Origin of the sequence: Paraburkholderia sp. JHI869 (assembly GCF_038900775.1) — a bacterium.
Classification (GTDB): domain Bacteria; phylum Pseudomonadota; class Gammaproteobacteria; order Burkholderiales; family Burkholderiaceae; genus Paraburkholderia.
The window spans coordinates 1-16515 of the sequence record NZ_JAYMSC010000037.1 but is presented as its reverse complement, the minus strand read 5'-3'; the positions used below and the strand labels follow the sequence as shown (position 1 = coordinate 16515).

Annotated in this window: 15 protein-coding genes; 11 read left to right on the top strand and 4 right to left on the bottom strand. The window is 66.3% G+C overall.

Annotation, left to right across the window (positions count from 1 at the left end):
* Nucleotides 1–26: 26 nt before the first annotated feature.
* From bcsE to bcsR, 6 genes are read left to right on the top strand one after another with little or no spacing between them, the layout of a single operon-like run.
* Nucleotides 27–1853: a cellulose biosynthesis protein BcsE gene (gene bcsE, locus VSR72_RS37400; protein WP_342957252.1), complete on the top strand. Its 1827-nt coding sequence runs from the start codon at nucleotides 27–29 to the stop codon at nucleotides 1851–1853.
* Between the two features lie 9 nt (nucleotides 1854–1862).
* On the top strand, nucleotides 1863–2066 hold the full coding sequence (locus VSR72_RS37395) for a hypothetical protein (protein WP_342957251.1): 204 nt from the start codon (nucleotides 1863–1865) through the stop codon (nucleotides 2064–2066).
* Nucleotides 2063–2887, top strand: a complete 825-nt coding sequence (gene bcsQ / locus VSR72_RS37390; RefSeq protein ID WP_342957250.1) for a cellulose biosynthesis protein BcsQ — start codon at nucleotides 2063–2065, stop codon at nucleotides 2885–2887. Before VSR72_RS37395 ends, bcsQ begins: the two co-directional genes overlap by 4 nt.
* Nucleotides 2884–5478, top strand: a complete 2595-nt coding sequence (bcsA, locus tag VSR72_RS37385; protein WP_342957249.1) for a UDP-forming cellulose synthase catalytic subunit — start codon at nucleotides 2884–2886, stop codon at nucleotides 5476–5478. The genes bcsQ and bcsA overlap by 4 nt, the downstream gene beginning before the upstream one ends.
* Nucleotides 5479–5517: 39 nt before the next feature.
* Nucleotides 5518–7104 (top strand): cellulose biosynthesis protein BcsG, encoded by a 1587-nt coding sequence (gene bcsG, locus VSR72_RS37380; protein ID WP_342957248.1) that lies wholly within the window; start codon nucleotides 5518–5520, stop codon nucleotides 7102–7104.
* The gene (gene bcsR / locus VSR72_RS37375) at nucleotides 7104–7313 is read left to right on the top strand and encodes a BcsR/BcsP family cellulose biosynthesis protein (RefSeq protein WP_342957247.1); all 210 of its coding nucleotides are present in this window, start codon (nucleotides 7104–7106) and stop codon (nucleotides 7311–7313) included. Before bcsG ends, bcsR begins: the two co-directional genes overlap by 1 nt.
* A gap of 1 nt (nucleotide 7314) precedes the next feature.
* Here bcsR and VSR72_RS37370 read toward each other — a convergent pair whose 3' ends face one another.
* From VSR72_RS37370 to VSR72_RS37355, 4 genes are all read right to left on the bottom strand, one after another.
* Nucleotides 7315–9537 carry a tetratricopeptide repeat protein gene (locus VSR72_RS37370; RefSeq protein ID WP_342957246.1) on the bottom strand — a complete coding sequence of 741 codons (2223 nt, stop codon included), beginning with the start codon at nucleotides 9535–9537 and terminating at the stop codon, nucleotides 7315–7317.
* Between the two features lie 149 nt (nucleotides 9538–9686).
* On the bottom strand, nucleotides 9687–10568 hold the full coding sequence (locus tag VSR72_RS37365) for an SAM-dependent methyltransferase (RefSeq protein ID WP_342957245.1): 882 nt from the start codon (nucleotides 10566–10568) through the stop codon (nucleotides 9687–9689).
* A 12-nt stretch (nucleotides 10569–10580) separates the two neighbouring features.
* The gene (locus VSR72_RS37360; RefSeq protein WP_342957244.1) at nucleotides 10581–10829 is read right to left on the bottom strand and encodes a hypothetical protein; all 249 of its coding nucleotides are present in this window, start codon (nucleotides 10827–10829) and stop codon (nucleotides 10581–10583) included.
* Nucleotides 10777–11673, bottom strand: coding sequence for a hypothetical protein (locus tag VSR72_RS37355; RefSeq protein ID WP_342957243.1), 897 nt, complete (start codon nucleotides 11671–11673; stop codon nucleotides 10777–10779). The genes VSR72_RS37360 and VSR72_RS37355 overlap by 53 nt, the downstream gene beginning before the upstream one ends.
* A gap of 79 nt (nucleotides 11674–11752) precedes the next feature.
* Here VSR72_RS37355 and VSR72_RS37350 point away from each other — a divergent pair, with 79 nt between their 5' ends.
* The 5 genes from VSR72_RS37350 (at nucleotide 11753) to VSR72_RS37330 (ending at nucleotide 16372) form a co-directional block, all read left to right on the top strand.
* Nucleotides 11753–12094: an XRE family transcriptional regulator gene (locus VSR72_RS37350; protein ID WP_342957298.1), complete on the top strand. Its 342-nt coding sequence runs from the start codon at nucleotides 11753–11755 to the stop codon at nucleotides 12092–12094.
* A gap of 260 nt (nucleotides 12095–12354) precedes the next feature.
* A complete protein-coding gene (locus tag VSR72_RS37345; protein ID WP_342957242.1) occupies nucleotides 12355–12792 on the top strand; it encodes a GFA family protein in 438 nt (145 codons plus the stop codon).
* A gap of 131 nt (nucleotides 12793–12923) precedes the next feature.
* Complete coding sequence (locus tag VSR72_RS37340; RefSeq protein ID WP_342957241.1) at nucleotides 12924–13514, top strand: class I SAM-dependent methyltransferase; 591 nt, start codon at nucleotides 12924–12926, stop codon at nucleotides 13512–13514.
* 424 nt (nucleotides 13515–13938) lie between these two features.
* The gene (rpoD, locus tag VSR72_RS37335) at nucleotides 13939–15921 is read left to right on the top strand and encodes an RNA polymerase sigma factor RpoD (protein WP_342957240.1); all 1983 of its coding nucleotides are present in this window, start codon (nucleotides 13939–13941) and stop codon (nucleotides 15919–15921) included.
* Nucleotides 15922–16084: 163 nt separating this feature from the next.
* Entirely contained in the window at nucleotides 16085–16372 is a 288-nt protein-coding gene (locus VSR72_RS37330; RefSeq protein WP_342957239.1) for a GNAT family N-acetyltransferase, read from the top strand.
* The last annotated feature ends 143 nt before the right edge of the window (nucleotides 16373–16515 follow it).

Below are 16515 nucleotides of genomic sequence, written 5' to 3'. Positions count from 1 at the left end.
GCGAGACGAGCAAGACGAGCGACACGATGAACGATCCCGCCACCCTCCCTGCAGCCTCCGCCGGCGCCAGCCGCGATACGCGCCGCTCGCTGTTCTCGCGCCTCGCACGCCGCGAGCCACTAGCGATCGACGGCCTGCCGGCCTCGCTCGCCTCGCTCGGCGCGGGCCAGGTGCACGTGGTCTACGCAAGCGCCTCGCCCGCGCGCGACGCGCTCTTCTGGCAAACCGCCGCCGCCGCGCTCGCGGGCCCCGCCAGCGTGCTCTCCACGCGTGATGGCGCGAGCCTCGCAGCCACGCTGCGCGACCACGGCGTCGATCTCGACAAGAGCGGCTCGACGCACGCGTGGGCCAACGTATGCGCGCTGCGCCCTCTTCCCGAGCGCGACGGCGCGCAGGTGCTGATCGAAGCGCTCAACGCGCTCGGCGAGCAGTGCGCCGCGCCCGAGAGCCAGTTCTTCATCGAAGGCGCGGAGGCGTTCTTCAACTGGCAGGACCCCGCCGCGCTCGCAAGCCAGGGCGCGCAGCTCGCAGGCTGGTGCGCGCAGCATCGTTATGGCGTGCTGATGGTGGTGGCGCCCCCCGGCCTCGGCGACGATCAGGAGCATCCCGAGCTGGCCGCCTTCCAGGCGCGCTTCGCGGGCGCAGCGCTTCTGCACCAGGTACAGGGCCAGTATCACTGGGAAGTGGCGTTCTGGCGCGCCGGCGACGCCGTGCATGGCAGCCAGAGCGTGCCGCTGCGCTTTTCGGCCGCCGATCACCGGCTCACCGTCTCCGGGGGCACCTTCGAAACCGAGATTGGCGAGGCGGGCCTGCTCGCGCCCGACGAAGGCCGCGTGATCGTTTCGCGCGACGCCATGTTGCACGAGCGCGTGCTGCCGCCGGCGTGGCAGATCGTCGATAACAACGAGGCCGCGGTGGCAGCCGCTCGCACCTCGGTCGCGGCCACGGTGATTCTCGACTTCAGCGTGAACCGCGACCTCGAAACGCTCGCGGAGCAGGTGCACACGCTGCGCCTGCAGTGCGGCGAAGCGCTCAAGATCATCGTGCGCGAGGACGCCGTGGCGATGCGCTACGAGTCGCTCATGCTCAACCTCGGCGCGAACCGCGTGATCGCGCGGCAAACGCCGCTCGCGCAGGTCGAGGCCATCGTCGAGAGTCTGCAGGGCCAGGTGTATTCGCGGCCCATGCCCGCCGATTACCGCGCGGCGCTCGCCGCCGTAGTGCACGGTGAAGAGAGCGGCTACGTGGGCGCGGCGCACTTCGTCGAACTCGTGCGCGCGGCGGTGGAGCGCAGCCGGGTGATCCAGTTGCCGAGCGTGCTGATCCGCCTCGCGTTGATGCCCGAAGTCGCGCACGTGGATGCGCTCAAGGCATGCCATCTGCGCCGCGCGGGCGACATTGTGACGGCGAGCGGCGACAGCCTCTACGTGTTCTTCTTCGCCTGTCGCATGAGCGACGCCGACGCCGTGTGCCAGCGCGTGTTCCAGCGGCCGCTCGCCGAGCTGTTCCAGGGCGAGGAACGTTACGGCGACGGCCGCGCGATTACCGAGGCGCTGACCACGCTCGCCGAGGAGATCGACACCACGCCGCCGCCCGACTACTCGGGCTGGCTCGCGATCAACGAGGGACAACCCGCCGCGCCCGCGGCCGTCGCGGTCCAGGCGAACGGCCAGACCGTGCCGCCAGCGGCGGCTTCCGCGATCGCGCCCGGCGCAGCGCCGGAACCCGCCGTGCCTGCCAACGTCGCTCCCATAAATGGCAACCTGTTGCCCGCGCTCGACCCCGCCGCGCGCACCGACAACGCGAAACCGCGAGCCGCGCCGCAGCGCGCGCCGCTGCCGCTCAAAGCATAGGAGAGCGACATGAACGTCTTCTTCGGTTACTTCGTCTGGGGCTTGATACTCGGCGTGCCGCTCTACTGGATCGGCTGGCGCCTGCGTCTTGCGCGCTTTTTGCCCAATTGGCTGCGCCCCGCGCGCTCGCGCCCGCTCCAGTTGCCGCCGCAGGTCGACGCCCTGCTGATTCGCGGCCAGCGCCGCTTCAGCCAGACGGGGCCGCGCCGATGAAAACCATCGCCATCGTCTCCAGTGTGGGCGGCGCGGGCCGCACCACGCTCACCGCGGCGCTCGCCGGCTTGCTGGCGGCGCGCGAACACGTCGCGCTCGCCGCCGAATGCGACCCGCGCAACGTGCTCGCGCTCCATTTCGGGCTGCGCGAGAGCGCGCGCGAAGGCCTCATCTCGCATCTCGCGGGCGGTCCTGGTGCCGACGACGCCTGGTCTCGCGCCGCGCTGCAAAGCGACGACGGCGTGCTCGTGCTGCCGTGGGGCAGCCTCGCGAGCGGCCATGAAACCCTCGACGACGACGCCAGCGCCCTGCTCGACGCGCGCCCCGACTGGCTGCGCGAACTGCTCGCCCGCGTGGATCTGCCAGCGCAAACGATCGCCCTCGTGGACGCGGGCACGTGGCCCTCGGCGCACGCGCGCCAGGCGATCGAGGCCGCGGACCTCGTCCTCGGCGTCCTCACGCCCTGCGCCACCGCGTGTGCGACGCTGCCGCGCCTGATCGCCGCACTCGTGCACGCAGGCAAGCGCAGCGTGTTCGTCGCCAATGCGGTCTTGCCCGCGCGCCAGTTGCACATGGACGTCGTCTCGCTGCTGCGCGCGCGCCTTGGCGCCGCCATGCTGCCGTATCTCGTGCATGCGGACACCGGGGTGCCCGCCGCGCTCGCCGCCGGCGAAAACTTCTGCCTGAGCGCGCCAAGCTCCCAGGCCGCGCACGACCTGAATGGCATCGCCTCGTGGCTCTCGCACTGGAGCACGGGCGCAAGCCTCGACGCCCCCGACGAGCTGCTCGCGCAACACGCTGCGCGCGGGAGTACGCCATGATCCGCGAGCGGATAGCTGCGCTGTGGACCGCCTTCTGGGCGTCGCTGCTGCGCCTGAGCGCGCCCGAGTTCAATCTCGCGCCCGACGCGCCGGGCGGACAGTGGCTGCTGCGCGCCTTCTTCCGGCCGCCGCGCCCAGGCCAGCGCGACGTGCCCGCGCTCGCCTTCGCGCGCCTCGGCAAGGACATCCGCCAGCGCCTGAACATCGGCCGCGAGCGCACCGCCAGCACGTGGCTCCTGCGCATCTTCCTGCGGCCGCGCCGCGCGCGCCAGCGTCTTGCCGCCGACCTGCGCAAACTTCACAAGGCGCCGCAAGGACACCATCGCTTCGCAGTGCGCGCATGGCTCGACAGGCGGCTCGAACCCATCTACCGCAGCGCCTCGCGCGCGAGTGCGGCGGTCGGCGCGCGCCTGCCCGACGTGCCGTGGGAGGGCATCGAGCAGCGGCTCGAGAAGCTTTCCGAGGCGCTCGACAGCGTGCCTTTCCTGCGCCAGTGCCTCCTGTGGCTCGCGTTCATCGCGGCCATTGCCGTATGCACGACGCCGCTGCCGTTCGAGGGCCAAGTCTTGCTGTTCCTGCTCGTGTACGTCGTGGTGATGATCGCGCGCCGCCTGCCGGGGCGCCTCGCCACCATGCTCATGGTGATGCTCTCGATCCTCATGACGGGCCGCTACGTCTGGTGGCGCAGCACGCAAACGCTGCATCTTTCGAGCCCCGCCGAGGCGATCGTGGGCTACATCCTCTACGCGGCCGAGCTTTACACGTGGATCGTGCTGATCTTCGGCTACGTGCAGACCGCGTGGCCGCTGCGCCGCAAGCCGCAGCCGCTGCCCGACGACCCCGCCGACTGGCCGACCGTCGACCTCTACATTCCGACCTACAACGAATCGCTTTCCGTGGTGCGCCCCACCGTGTTCGCGGCGAGTTCGATCGACTGGCCGCGCGACAAACTGCGCGTCTACATTCTCGACGACGGCACGCGCGATGAATTCCGCCGCTTCGCGGAGGAAGCGGGCGTGGGCTATATCGTGCGCGAAGAGCACACGCACGCGAAGGCCGGCAACATCAATCACGCGATGCCGCTCACCCAGGGCGAGTACATCGCGATCTTCGACTGCGACCACATTCCCACGCGCTCCTTCCTGCAAACGACCGTGGGCGTCTTTCTCGCCGACAAGAAGTGCGCGATGGTGCAGACGCCGCACCACTTCTTCTCGCCCGATCCGTTCGAGCGCAACTTCGACACGTTCCACCGCGTGCCCAATGAAGGCAGCCTCTTCTACGGCCTGATCCAGGACGGCAACGACTTCTGGGACGCCACGTTCTTCTGCGGTTCGTGCGCGATCATCAAGCGCTCGGCGCTCGAGCACATCGGCGGGATCGCGACCGAGACGGTGACCGAAGACGCGCACACCTCGCTGCGCCTGCATCGCCACGGCTATACCTCGGCCTACCTGCGCACCGTGCAGGCGGCGGGCCTGGCAACAGATAGCCTCGCCGACCACATCGGGCAGCGCATTCGCTGGGCGCGCGGCATGACGCAAATCTTCCGCGTCGACAATCCGTGGATCGGCAAGGGGCTCTCGTTCTTCCAGCGCATGTGCTACAGCAACGCCATGCTGCACTTCTTCTACGGCTTCCCGCGCCTCATCTTCCTCGTAATGCCGGGCGCGTACCTGTATTTCGGACTGCACGTGATCAACACGCCCGCGCTCGTGATCCTCGCCTATGTGTTGCCGTATCTGGTGATTGCCGCGATCGCCAACTCGCGCATCCAGGGGCGCTACCGGCATTCGTTCTGGGCCGAAGCCTACGAGTCGGTGCTCGCGTGGTACATCGTGCTGCCCACCACCATGGCCCTCATCAATCCGAAGCTCGGCAAGTTCAACGTGACCTCGAAGGGAGGCCACATCGAGCACGAGTATCTCGACTGGACGATTTCGAAGCCGTATCTCGTGCTGCTCGCGATCAATGTGTGCTCCGTGCTCGCCGGCATCGGCCGCCTCACGATCTGGCGATCGGAAGAGCCTGCCACCGTGTTCATGAACCTCTTCTGGGCCGGCGTGAATCTCACCATTCTCGGGCTCGCGCTCGGCGTGGCCAAAGAGGCGAAGCAAGTGCGCGTGGCGCACCGCATCCCGCTGCGCGTGCCCGCCATGCTCACGCTGCCCGACGGCCGCACGCTCGCCTGCAAGACCGAAAACTATTCGATGGGCGGCCTCGGCCTCGTGCTGCCCGCCGACGCCGTAGCGAAGCTCGAACCCGGCGAGCGCATCAACGTGACGCTCGCGCGCGGCGTGCTGGAGCACGACTTCCCCGCCGTGGTCGCGCGTCTCGCCGACCGGCACCTCGGTGTGCGCTTTACCGAGTTGACGATGGAGACGGAGCGCAAGCTCGTGGAATGCACGTTCGGCCGCGCCGACGCCTGGCTCGAGTGGGAAGACGTGCCGCCCTCCGATGCGCCGCTGCACGGTCTCATCCAGTTGATCGAGCTGAGCTGGCAGGGCTATATGCGCCTGCTCGACGCGTTCTTCGACGCGCTGGAAAATCTCTTCACGCGACGCCGGGCCGGCCAGGCCCGCCAGCCCTGACAACCGGAATAGCCGCATCACCCTGGAACGCGAAACACTATGGGTCTCTGGAATCTCTACTTCCTCGCCAAGCTGTACCTCTACTCGATCGGCACGCTCAAGCCCGAGTGGTGGATGAACTTCGCCTTCGTCGTCCTGCTGCTCGTCCCGTTGCACAACCGGTGGCTGCGTATCGCTCGCGATGTGATCGCCGTGGTCGTGGGTATCGCCATTGCGTACCACGAGTCGAGCATGCCCGACATCGGCCGGGCGATCTCGCAGATCCCCGTGCTCCTCACCTTCACGCCCCAGTACATGTTCGAGCTCACGCGGCGCGTGATATCGCTTTCGATGGTCGTGACCGCGGTGATCGCCGTGCTGCTCTACTTCCTCATCAACCGCTGGGTGCGCGTGACGACGCTCGTGCTGATCGCGCTCGTGGTGATGCCGGTCTGGCAGGGCGTGGGCTCGTTCGTGGCGACCGCCACCGCCAACGCCTCGCTCGCGGGTAGCGGCGACGAAGACGGCGGCACGGGCAAGAAGCGCGACGAGCAGTCGGGTAGCTACGACCAGCAGCTCGCGGCGTTCCGCGCCAACGAAGAAGGGCGGCACGTGAACTTCTCGCCGCTCACGACCGACGCGAGCGCGCAGTTCGACATCATCGTGGTGCACATCTGCTCGCTCTCGTGGGACGACATGGATCTCGTGAAGATGCGCAACAATCCGCTCTTCTCGCGCTTCGACTACATCTTCCAGAACTTCAGTTCCGCCGCGAGCTATAGCGGCCCGGCCGCGATTCGCGTGCTGCGCGCCTCCTGCGGGCAGGAGCCGCACAAGGCGCTCTACGACCCCGCGCCGCCCGAGTGCCATCTCTTCGCGCAGCTTGCGCAGGCAGGCTATAAGCCGCAGGCGCTGCTCAACCACAACGGCCGTTTCGACAATTTCCGCGGCACGGTGATCAACGAAATCGGCGTGCCGGGTGTGACGATTCCCTCGAACGAGGGGCTGCCGGAAGCGATGAAGGAGTTCGACGGATCGTCGCTCGTCGGCGACTACGACGTGCTCTCGAATTGGTACAAGCAGCGCATTGCCGCGGGCGGCGGTCCGGTCGCGCTCTACTACAACACGGTTTCGATGCACGATGGCAACCGCCTGCCGGCTCCGAACAACAAGCTCACAAGCCTGCAGTCCTTCCCGATCCGCCTGCAGAATCTGCTCGGCGACGTCGACAAGGTGATCGATCTCGTCGCGCAATCGGGCCGCCGCGCCGTGATCGTGTTCGTGCCCGAGCACGGCGCGGCGCTGCGCGGTGAGGAGAACCAGATTGCCGGCATGCGCGAGATCCCCACGCCGAACATCATCCACGTGCCGGTGGGCGTGAAGGTGGTGGGTCTGCCGGCTGGCAGCGAGCACACCGGCGGCGTGACGACGATCGACACGCCCACGAGCTATCTCGCGCTCGCGCAGCTGCTTTCGAATCTCGTCGCGCATAGTCCGTTCGCCGCCGGCGCGCCGCCGCTCGCGCAGTATGCGAACAACCTGCCGCAAACGCGCATGGTGGGCGAAAACGAAGGCACGGTGACGATGACGACGCCAACCGGCTATGTGATCCATACGCCCGACGGCGTGTGGGTGGAGGGCAAGTAATGGCCATGCGCTTGTGGGGCTCTGGCCGGCGTGCGCGCAGCGGTCCTGCGCTGCCGAGCGATATCGACGCGCTCGCGCGCCTCGTCGAGGGCGTGGACCGCGACCGCTATCTCGACGTACAGGCCGAGGACGCCTGGCAGGCGGCCGCGAAGCGCTGGCCGCTCGTGGCGGCCGTGCTGGAATTGCCGGTGGAGGAGGAAAAAGGTTGAGTCAGCGCGCGCCTTCGTGGGTTGCGCTTTCCTGAGCGCACCAGGCTTGCCACATGTGCCGGTAGGCAGCCTCCATATTTCGCGCGAAACGTGCGCCGTCCATGAGCGGCGAGCCTTCCATGTGCGCGCGCAGGCCGGCACGCAACGCGGCAAGGCGCGGCAGATCGTGCGCCAGGGACGTCACTGCGGACACATAACCGGCGTCGCTCGACGCCGCCAGTTCCGGCAAACCCAGATTGGCAAGCAGGCAGAGCCCCGCGCGGCTCACCGCCGAGCGGCCGTAGCGCGTGGGCACCGGCACGCCCATCCAGAAGGCGTCGAGACTCGTGGTGTGTCCGTTGGCGGGAAACGTGTCGAGCGCGATGTCGATCTGCTGGTAGGTGCGCAGATAGTCGGCGCGCGTCTGGAAGCCGACGAAGCTCACGCGTGACGGATCGATGCCGTGCGCCGCAAAACGCGCGCTCAAGCGCTCGCGTGCGCTGCCGGGCGGCGCCATCAGGAGAAGCCGCGCGTCTGGCAGCGCGGCGAACACGCCGGACCACAGCGCGAGCGTGGCGTCAGTGAGCTTGCAGGGATTGTTCAGGCATCCGAACGTAATGTGCCCGGCCGTGAGCGCCGGCAATGCGTTCACTTCCACGCCGGTGACTAGCGAGTCGTAGCACCAGAACGCGTCGGGCAGGCGCAGCGAGCGCTCGGTGTATTGATCGTCGATGCGCGGCTCGCCCTCCGGGTCGAGCCAGGGGTCGGTGAGACGCCAGCCGATCGATGGGCTGCCCGTCGTGCCCGGATAGGCGAGCCACGCTACCTGCACCGGCGCGGGCCGCCGCGGGAAGAGCAGGCGCCGTGCGCCGTCCATGTGCATCGTGAGGTCCACGAGGATGTCGATGCGATCGTCGCGAATCTGCTTTGCGAGGTGCGCGTCGTCGAATTCGTGCACGTCGCGCCATACGTCGGCGAAACCGCGTAGCCGGGCCGTCACTTCATCGGCTTGGGCGCTCAACGCGTAGCAGAAAATTTCGAGCGCCTCGTGATCGTGATGGCGCAGCAGCGGCGTTGTGAATAGCGACTGGCAGTGATTGCGAAAGTCCGGCGAGACATAGCCGATGCGCAACCGCCGCGCCGGTTCTGGCGTGTTCGCATGGTGCACGCCCGCGCTTGCGGCCAGCAACGCCGCTTCGTGACGGGCCGAGAACTGCTCGGCTTCGGCACGCAGCGCGTGGCCGTCGTCGATGGCGAACATCAGCGACCACAGCAGGTTGCTGTTCGCGCCGGTATGCGCAGGGTCACACACCATGGCGCGGCGATAGCAGGCAATGGCCTCATCGACGCTGCCGGACTTGCTGCATGCGTTGCCGAGATTCACGTGCGCTGCGGCGAAATCCGGCTTCAGTTCGATGGCGCGCGTGAACGCGGCGCGGGCCTCGTCGATGCGGCCCATCTGCACCATCAGATTGCCGAGATTGTTCCACACGGACACCCTGCCGGGCTCGCGTTCGAGCGCGAGCTCGAGTGCGGCCTGCGCTTCGTCGATACGGCCCGCGCCCATCAGCACGCAGCCCAGGTTCGTGAGCACGTCGACCGAGTCCGGCGCGAGCGTGCGTGCGTGTTCGAGCAAGGCCAGCGCTTCGCTGCTGCGGTTCGCGGCGAGCAGCACCTGCGCGAGATTGTTCCAGGCGTTCACGTGATTCGGCGCGAGTTCCAGCGTGCGCCGCAGTACCGCTTGCGCGCGCGCGAACTCGCCCGACTTGTACAGCATGGTCCCGTAGTTGAAATGGATGGCGGCATGAGCAGGCGCGAGCGCCAGTGCACGCTCGAAGTGGCGCGAGGCCTCGGCGCAATCGCCCGCTTCACCGTAAAGATGGCCAAGGTTGTTCAGCGCGACCGGGAAGTCAGGCCGCAATTCGAGCGCGCGATGCAGCGCCTGGATTGCGATATCGCGATCTGCGGCGGTCTGGCAGGTCGTGGCCAGGTTCACGAGAAACACCGGGTCTTCCCGCTCGGCAAGCGCGCGGCCAATGAGCGCACGTGCGGCGAGCCGATTGCGCCCGTTTTCGATCAAGCCAGCCAGGTTGAGCGCGTCGGCGTCGTGTGGGTTGGCGGCGATCAGGCGCTCGCACAGGGCGCGCGCCGTTTCCGTTTCGCCGCGCTGCCACGCGGACTCGGCGGCGGCGAAGGATGCTTGCTCGCTCCGTGCGGTGGCGTTGGGAGGTTGGGAGGTCGGCATGACGGTGAACGCTTCCATGGCTTCGGACAGCGAAAGTCCAAAGATGGCGATGCGTGTAGACGCGTAACGTTCGATTATTGCCGCGTCTCGAAAATGGCAGCCCGCATTGCGCCGACCCCGGCTCGCTTGCTCTGCCGCGCGATCAGGATCTACGCGTGTTCCACGCGTTCCGCGAGCACACAGCGCTCCAGCGGCATGCAGGTCCGCGAGCGGCCCGTCGGCACGATGTAGCGCCGTTCGAGCGTTTTGGGTTCGGGATGGTCGAGCACGCGCCAGCCATAGGGCGCGAGAAACGCGGGCAGCGCCTGCGGATCGAGGCCGAAGCGCCAGATGCTCCGCTGCTCCACGAATCGCCGATACATGGCGGCGGCGCCGTAGAGTTCGCGGCCTTCGAGAAAGTCCTGGCGCACGTAGGTTAGCGCGAGCCGGCTACCCGTCGTGGCCGCCGAAAGAAAATCGAGTGTCGCGCGCACGCTCGCCTCGTCCAGGTACTGCGTGACGCCTTCCCAGATGAAAAACGTGCGTCGCGTGCGCTCATAACCCTGCGTGGCGAGCGCCGCGGCGATGGACTCACGCTCGAAGTCGATCGGCACGAGCTTGACATGTGCAGGCACGTTGCCAAAGCGCGCCGCGAGCCGCCGCCGCTTCGCTTCGATGTTCGCGGGCTGGTCCAACTCCCACGCGGGCAGTGGCGGGGCAGGCGCTGGTCGCGGCCGATAGGCGCGCGTGTCGAAACCCGCGCCCAGGTTGACGATCGCCTCCACGTGCGCCGACGCGTCCTCCAGCGCCTCATCGATATAGCGCTTGCGGCAAAGCATGCCGCCCCAGAGGCCGGGGTACTTGTGCTCCGTCGTGCGCATCATCCAGCGTGCGGCTCGCGGGCCGCAGCAGGCCAGAAATGCTCGTGCCGCGAATGGCAGAAAAGCGGCGGCGAGCGCATCGTCGACGATGCGCTCCGCGCGCGGCAGCTTTTGCTCGACCGCAACGAGCGTCGCAGGACCCGCACCCGTGCGCGCCGCTTCGCGGGTCATCGCGCCAGTTCCTCAGTGATCCTTATGGTCCTCGGCCTGGCGCACCTGGACTTCCGTCACCGAATCGAACAACGCCTCGGCGCGCGCCAGCTCGTCTAGCGCGTGGTCGAGCCGCGATTGCGCGACGCCATAAGCGAGCGGCACAGCGGCGTAGTCCTGGGCCTCGACACGCAGCGCGCGAAACGCCCGGTCGACATTGCGGCTCGCTTCAAAAAAGCGTTGCGCGGCCTCGGCTTCTTGTGAACGGATGTGAATCGCCATGGAAGAGTTCCATCGTGAGCTGCGTCCAGTCTCCCGCTCGGGAGACATGGCGCGTTCTTGCGCCGCCAAGCCGTGAAGACGCCGTGTGCTCGGCCGGCGGCACGTCGAAAAGATCGCGCGTGACACCGCGCGCCTGCTGCGCGCAGGCCTCGCTGCGCACGCGCCTCGTGAGGTCTGCGTAGGTCTCGAAGTCGCCCATGCGCGACGCCTCGTGAATGGCCGCGAGGTCGCGCGCCTTGACGAGCGTGGGCTGCGTGAGGCGCACGAAGTACGGCGCCTCCAGCTCCGCCGTGAACACGAGCGGATGGCTCTTGCCGCCTGCCTCGGCGGCGCGCTCGACGCAGTCCACCACCACCGTGCCCTGCGAGCGGCCTGGCGGTTTCGCCGTGCTCACGCTGCGCAGCCGCTCCGGAAACACCCGCAGCGAGCTGCCGACGCTGAGCTCCGTAGGCGACACGCACACGAGCGCGTAGTGATGCTCGCGCGCCGCGCCCGAAGGCAGCGTGGCGCTGCTCGTGACGAACACGTGCTGCGGGAGCTGGCGCACCTGGCCGCTCGCATCGACCCACGCATTCCAGACGACCACGCCGGCGCGCTTGCCACGCTTGTCTTGCGTGGCGCGCGGGCGGCTCGCCGCGGGCGAGAACAGGGCGAGGAGCGAGCCGGTGCGCAGCGCGGCGACTTGAGCGCTGCTGCCGAGCGACTGGCCGATGCCCCACAGAAAGCGACCGCCACCCTGCCGACGCTCCCATTCCTTGCGCAGGATCAATGTAGGGAGATCAACGCCAGCCTCCGGCCCGATACGGGACCAGCAGAACGTGGGCGGTAGGTGTTTCAGTGCCATCGACTTCCTCGGAATGCAGCCGCCCGCCGATTTCGACGAGCAATTCAATAACCGTTACTGTATAGGTATAATGCATCGCATGGAAGCCCCAGATACTCTTTTTCCGGTGCAGGAACTGCTGCGGCGGTTATCGGACGATTCACGCTCTGCCAGCGAAATTGCGCGGCTTTCCGGGGTTAGTCAACCGACTGTCTCGCGTCTTCGCACGTCGAGCGGTCGGCGGGTACGCCGGAGCGCGTCATTCAATAAGCTATGCAGTTTCTATGGCGTGAAGACGCTGCCGTCCAGCCGGCACGCGGCCGCCTACAACGAATTGCTGCGCAATGCGATCGTCGAGGCATGGGACGGCTCGGAGGAGCACGGCCGCGCGCTGCTCGTCGTCATCAAGGGATTGAAGGAACTGAGGGAACGCCCGGCGTAGATGCGCTTAGGCAGGCGGGACGGTGCGCCCTGCGCGGGAGCGCAAAAGGTAACCGTCTATGGGAAATTTGCCTCGCATTTCGAGGCTACGGGGGCGCTGCGAACCGCGCGGAGGCCATGGCTGGCCGGCAAATCCCCATATGTGGTGACCTTGGCGATTTCCTGCGTCGCTTGTGACTCAAACGTATGATGTGAGGGCACACATACGGTAGCCGCCCATTCGCAATGTCTGACATTTGCCATCAGAGCACCGCGCCCATCATGTCCGCCGACACTGCCCCCAGCCACATGAAGCCTCCCGCCACGTTGCGCGGCCAATGCCTTTGCGGCGCCGTGCGCTATGCGGTTGCGAATGCATTCCGCTACGCATTCAATTGCCACTGCTCGCAGTGCCGCCGCGCCACGGGTTCTGCGTTCAAGCCTTTTGCGGGCATAGAAAGCGAGGCCCTGCGGCTCACCGAGGGCGCTGGGCGGACGCTGGTCTACGGCGATCCGCAGGCCGCCCACGACGTGCATTGCGGCCGCTGCGGCTCGCTGCTCTATTCAGTTGTGCGCGAAGGGGCGTATGTGCACGTGACGCTCGGCACGCTAACCGACACGCCGGACATCCACCCCGCCGGCCATATCTTCGTGCGCTCGAAAGCGCCATGGTTCGAGATCGCCGACTCGCTGCCCCAGTACGACGAATTCCCTCCCTGACGCTGCGTGTGGTGCCCACACGCGAGCGCAGCAGCGGCCATACTGGTATCGCCGCGCTACTGCCTGGCGTTGCATTGAACGGTTAGTCTCGAAGCGTCCTCCCCCTTGTTTGCAAGAACTGCGAGCCCCATATGGACTCCAAGACAATCGAGACGTACACGAGTGGCGCCGCAGGCTACACAACCGAATGGGCGAACCAGCCTGCGCCTGGCGACCTTTATGCGCGTCTCACGCAGTATTTCCGGCCTCGAGGAACGACGGTCGACGTTGGCTGCGGATCGGGCCGCGACGTGGCATGGCTGAACGACCATGGTTATCCGGCGGTTGGCTACGACGCATCGGAGGGCCTGATCGCACAGGCTGCCGCTGAATATCCGCGATATGCCTTCGGGCTTGCCACGCTGCCCGAACTGACGGGGGTGCCCAACGCGAGCTTTGACAACGCTCTCTGCGAGACCGTGATCATGCATTTGCCCGTCGCGCAGATCGACGCGGCCTGCCGGCGTCTCGTCGAACTGCTCAAGCCCGGCGGGGTGCTCTATCTGAGCTGGCGCGTAACCGCAGGCGACAGCGCACGGGACTCGGCGGGACGTCTATATAGTGCCTTCGACCCGGTGCTGGTAATCGGCGCGCTCGAGGGCACGACCATCGCGCTCGACGAGGATGCGGTCAACCGCTCTTCCGGCAAACGCGTTCAACGTATTGTCGCGATTCGTGCGTGAGCGGTGCTGTGCACGGTAAGCGGATAACGGGGAATGAGCCGAGAACCAGCAGTGACCAACGGCGTGCCATGCGCCCTGGCGAGTGACAAATGCGTGAACTATTGACTTGAAAAATGGTCTAACGCACTCATGTAGGAGATATGTAAGGTGGAGCGTAATCAAGCGGTACGACCCTGAAGGCGGACAATGTGCCGCAAACACGACGATTCGGGTTGCCTCGCATGCCGTAACGCACTACCATACGCGGTCTTTCTGCATTGCACGAAAATCCAGGCTGCCACGTCTTCAGACGTTTGGCGCTCGCTTGGCGGGACCGGCATGCGCCCCCGCCCACTCCCCTGCAATTTCGTCATCGCCAGGACGCCACGCCGCTGGCGCGTGACCCTTTTTGCCCTTGTCGGGCTATCCCTTCGAGGAGAATGTATTGACAAGCCATGACCGGGACGACACGCTGACCTCGTCTGCCCGCCCCGCACGCCGCTCGTCCAAAGACAAGTCCGGCGATACGACGCCCATGGACGCAGGCTCGCAACTCGAAAAACGCCAGCATCAAATGCGGGCGCTCATCAAGCTCGGCCGTGAACGCGGTTATCTCACGCACGCGGACATCAACGACCATCTGCCCGACAACTTCGCGCAGACGGCCGCGCTGGAAACGATCGTCGCCACGTTCAACGACATGGGCGTGCAGGTGTACGAACAGGCGCCCGACGCCGACACGCTGCTCCTGAACGAAGATTCCCGCGCCGACCAGCAGGCCGACGACGAAGCCGACGAAGAAGTCGAAGTCGCGCTCTCGACGGTCGACTCCGAATTCGGCCGCACGACCGACCCCGTGCGCATGTACATGCGCGAAATGGGCTCGAGCGAGCTGCTCACGCGCGCCGGCGAAATCGAAGTGGCGAAGCGCATCGAAGACGGCCTCCAGGAAATGATCCAGGCGATCGCGGCATGCCCGTCGATCGTCGCGACCATCCTCGCCGACGCCGACCGCATCGCGGCTGACGAAATGCGCATCGACGAACTCGTTGACGGCATCGGCAGCGACGAAGCCGCGCAGGAACCGGCCGCGGCCGAAGCCGAAGCCGGCGAAGAGGTCGACGCACAAGCCTCCGACGAAGAAGAATCGGACGATTCGAGCGACGACGAAGACGGCGACGACGCCGACAACAGCAAGGCAAACGAAGCCCTGCTCGCGCAACTGAAGGCAGACAGCCTCGCGATCTTCGCGCGCGTTCGCACGCTGTTCGAGCAGATGGCCTGCACGTCGGACGCCAATGCGCGTGCGACGGCCTCGGAAATGAAGATCTGCGCAGACATCCAGACGGAACTCGCGCCGATCCGCTTCACGGCTCGCACCATCGACCGCCTGTGCTCGCTGCTGCACGATCAGGTCGCGCAGATTCGCGCGATCGAGCGCAATGTGCTGTCCATCGTCGTCGATCGCTGCGGCATGCCGCGGGAAGCCTTCGTCGAGCAGTTCCCGGGCCACGAAACCGATCTGGACTGGGGCGTGCGCACCGCAGCCGCGTCGAGCAAGTACGGTCCCGCGATGGAGCGCAGCCTGCCGGCTATTCAGGCTGAGCAACGCAAGCTCGCCGAGATCGAAGCGGCCGCATCGCTGTCGCTGCAGCAGATCAAGGCGATCAATCGTCGCATGACCGTCGCAGAATCGAAGATGCGTCAGGCGAAGGGCGAGATGGTCAAGGCCAACCTGCGTCTCGTGATCTCGATCGCGAAGAAGTACGTGAACCGTGGCATGCAGTTCCTCGACCTGATCCAGGAAGGCAACATCGGCCTGATGAAGGCGGTGGACAAGTTCGAATATCGCCGTGGCTGGAAGTTCTCGACGTACGCGACGTGGTGGGTGCGTCAGGCCGTGACGCGTGCGCTCGCCGACCAGGCGCGCACGATCCGCGTGCCGGTGCACATGATCGAAACAATCAACAAGCTCAACCGCATTTCGCGCGAGATCCTGCAGCAAACGGGCATGGAAGCGCATCCGGCGGACCTCGCCGCGCGCATGGGCATGACCGAAGAGAAGGTGCGCGGCATCCTCAAGATCGCCAAGCAACCGGTCTCGCTCGAAAGCCCGGTGGGCGACGACGGCGATGCGACGCTCGGCGACATGATCGAGGACGCAGGCTCGGCTTCGCCGGCCGATGCCGCGATTCACGCGAACATGCGCGCTGCGATCGACGAGGCGCTCAAGGCGCTCTCGCCGCGCGAAGCGAAGGTGCTGCGCATGCGCTATGGCATCGACACGACTTCGGACCACACGCTCGAAGAAGTGGGCAAGCAGTTCGACGTGACGCGCGAGCGTATTCGTCAGATCGAGAGCAAAGCGATGCGCAAGCTGATGCACCCGAGCCGCGCCGACAAGCTGCGTCCGTTCCTGGAGCGCTAAGCGGTTCTAATTCAGCTTTGTTCCGCTGGAATGAGAAAAGCCCGTCACGTAAGTGACGGGCTTTTTTGTTTTGGCGGATCGACGGATACAAGGTCACACCGGCACTAATGCATCACAAGCTGGAGACGCTGCTTGGCAGTCCGAGTGACACAGGGCAAGTGATGTGATTGGCAGTATCAGCATTCACGCGCTTCCTCTGTTTCATGCAATCGGGTCTCTCGGACGCATCACATGCATGGTCGTCGACGAAGGTTATCGGGGACGCGGTGCAGGCAGCGCTTTGATTGCCGAGGCCGAACGCTGGTTTAGATTGGCGGGGTGCGTAAAGCTGGAAGTGACGAGCGGCAATGGGGCCGATCAGATGCACACCGTTCTTACGAACAGCATGGCTTTTTGCGAGACGGGCAGCGATTGGGCAGGAAAGTTATGCTCGACCAAGCGTCGGATTTGAGCCTGTATTCCGCGCACCCAAACGCCAGAACCCCGGTTCTCTTTCGGAGACACCGGGGTTCTGGACGTTACAGCATAAGGAGCCTGACGATTACCTACTTTCACACGGGCAATCCGCACTATCATCGGCGTGGAGCTGTTTCA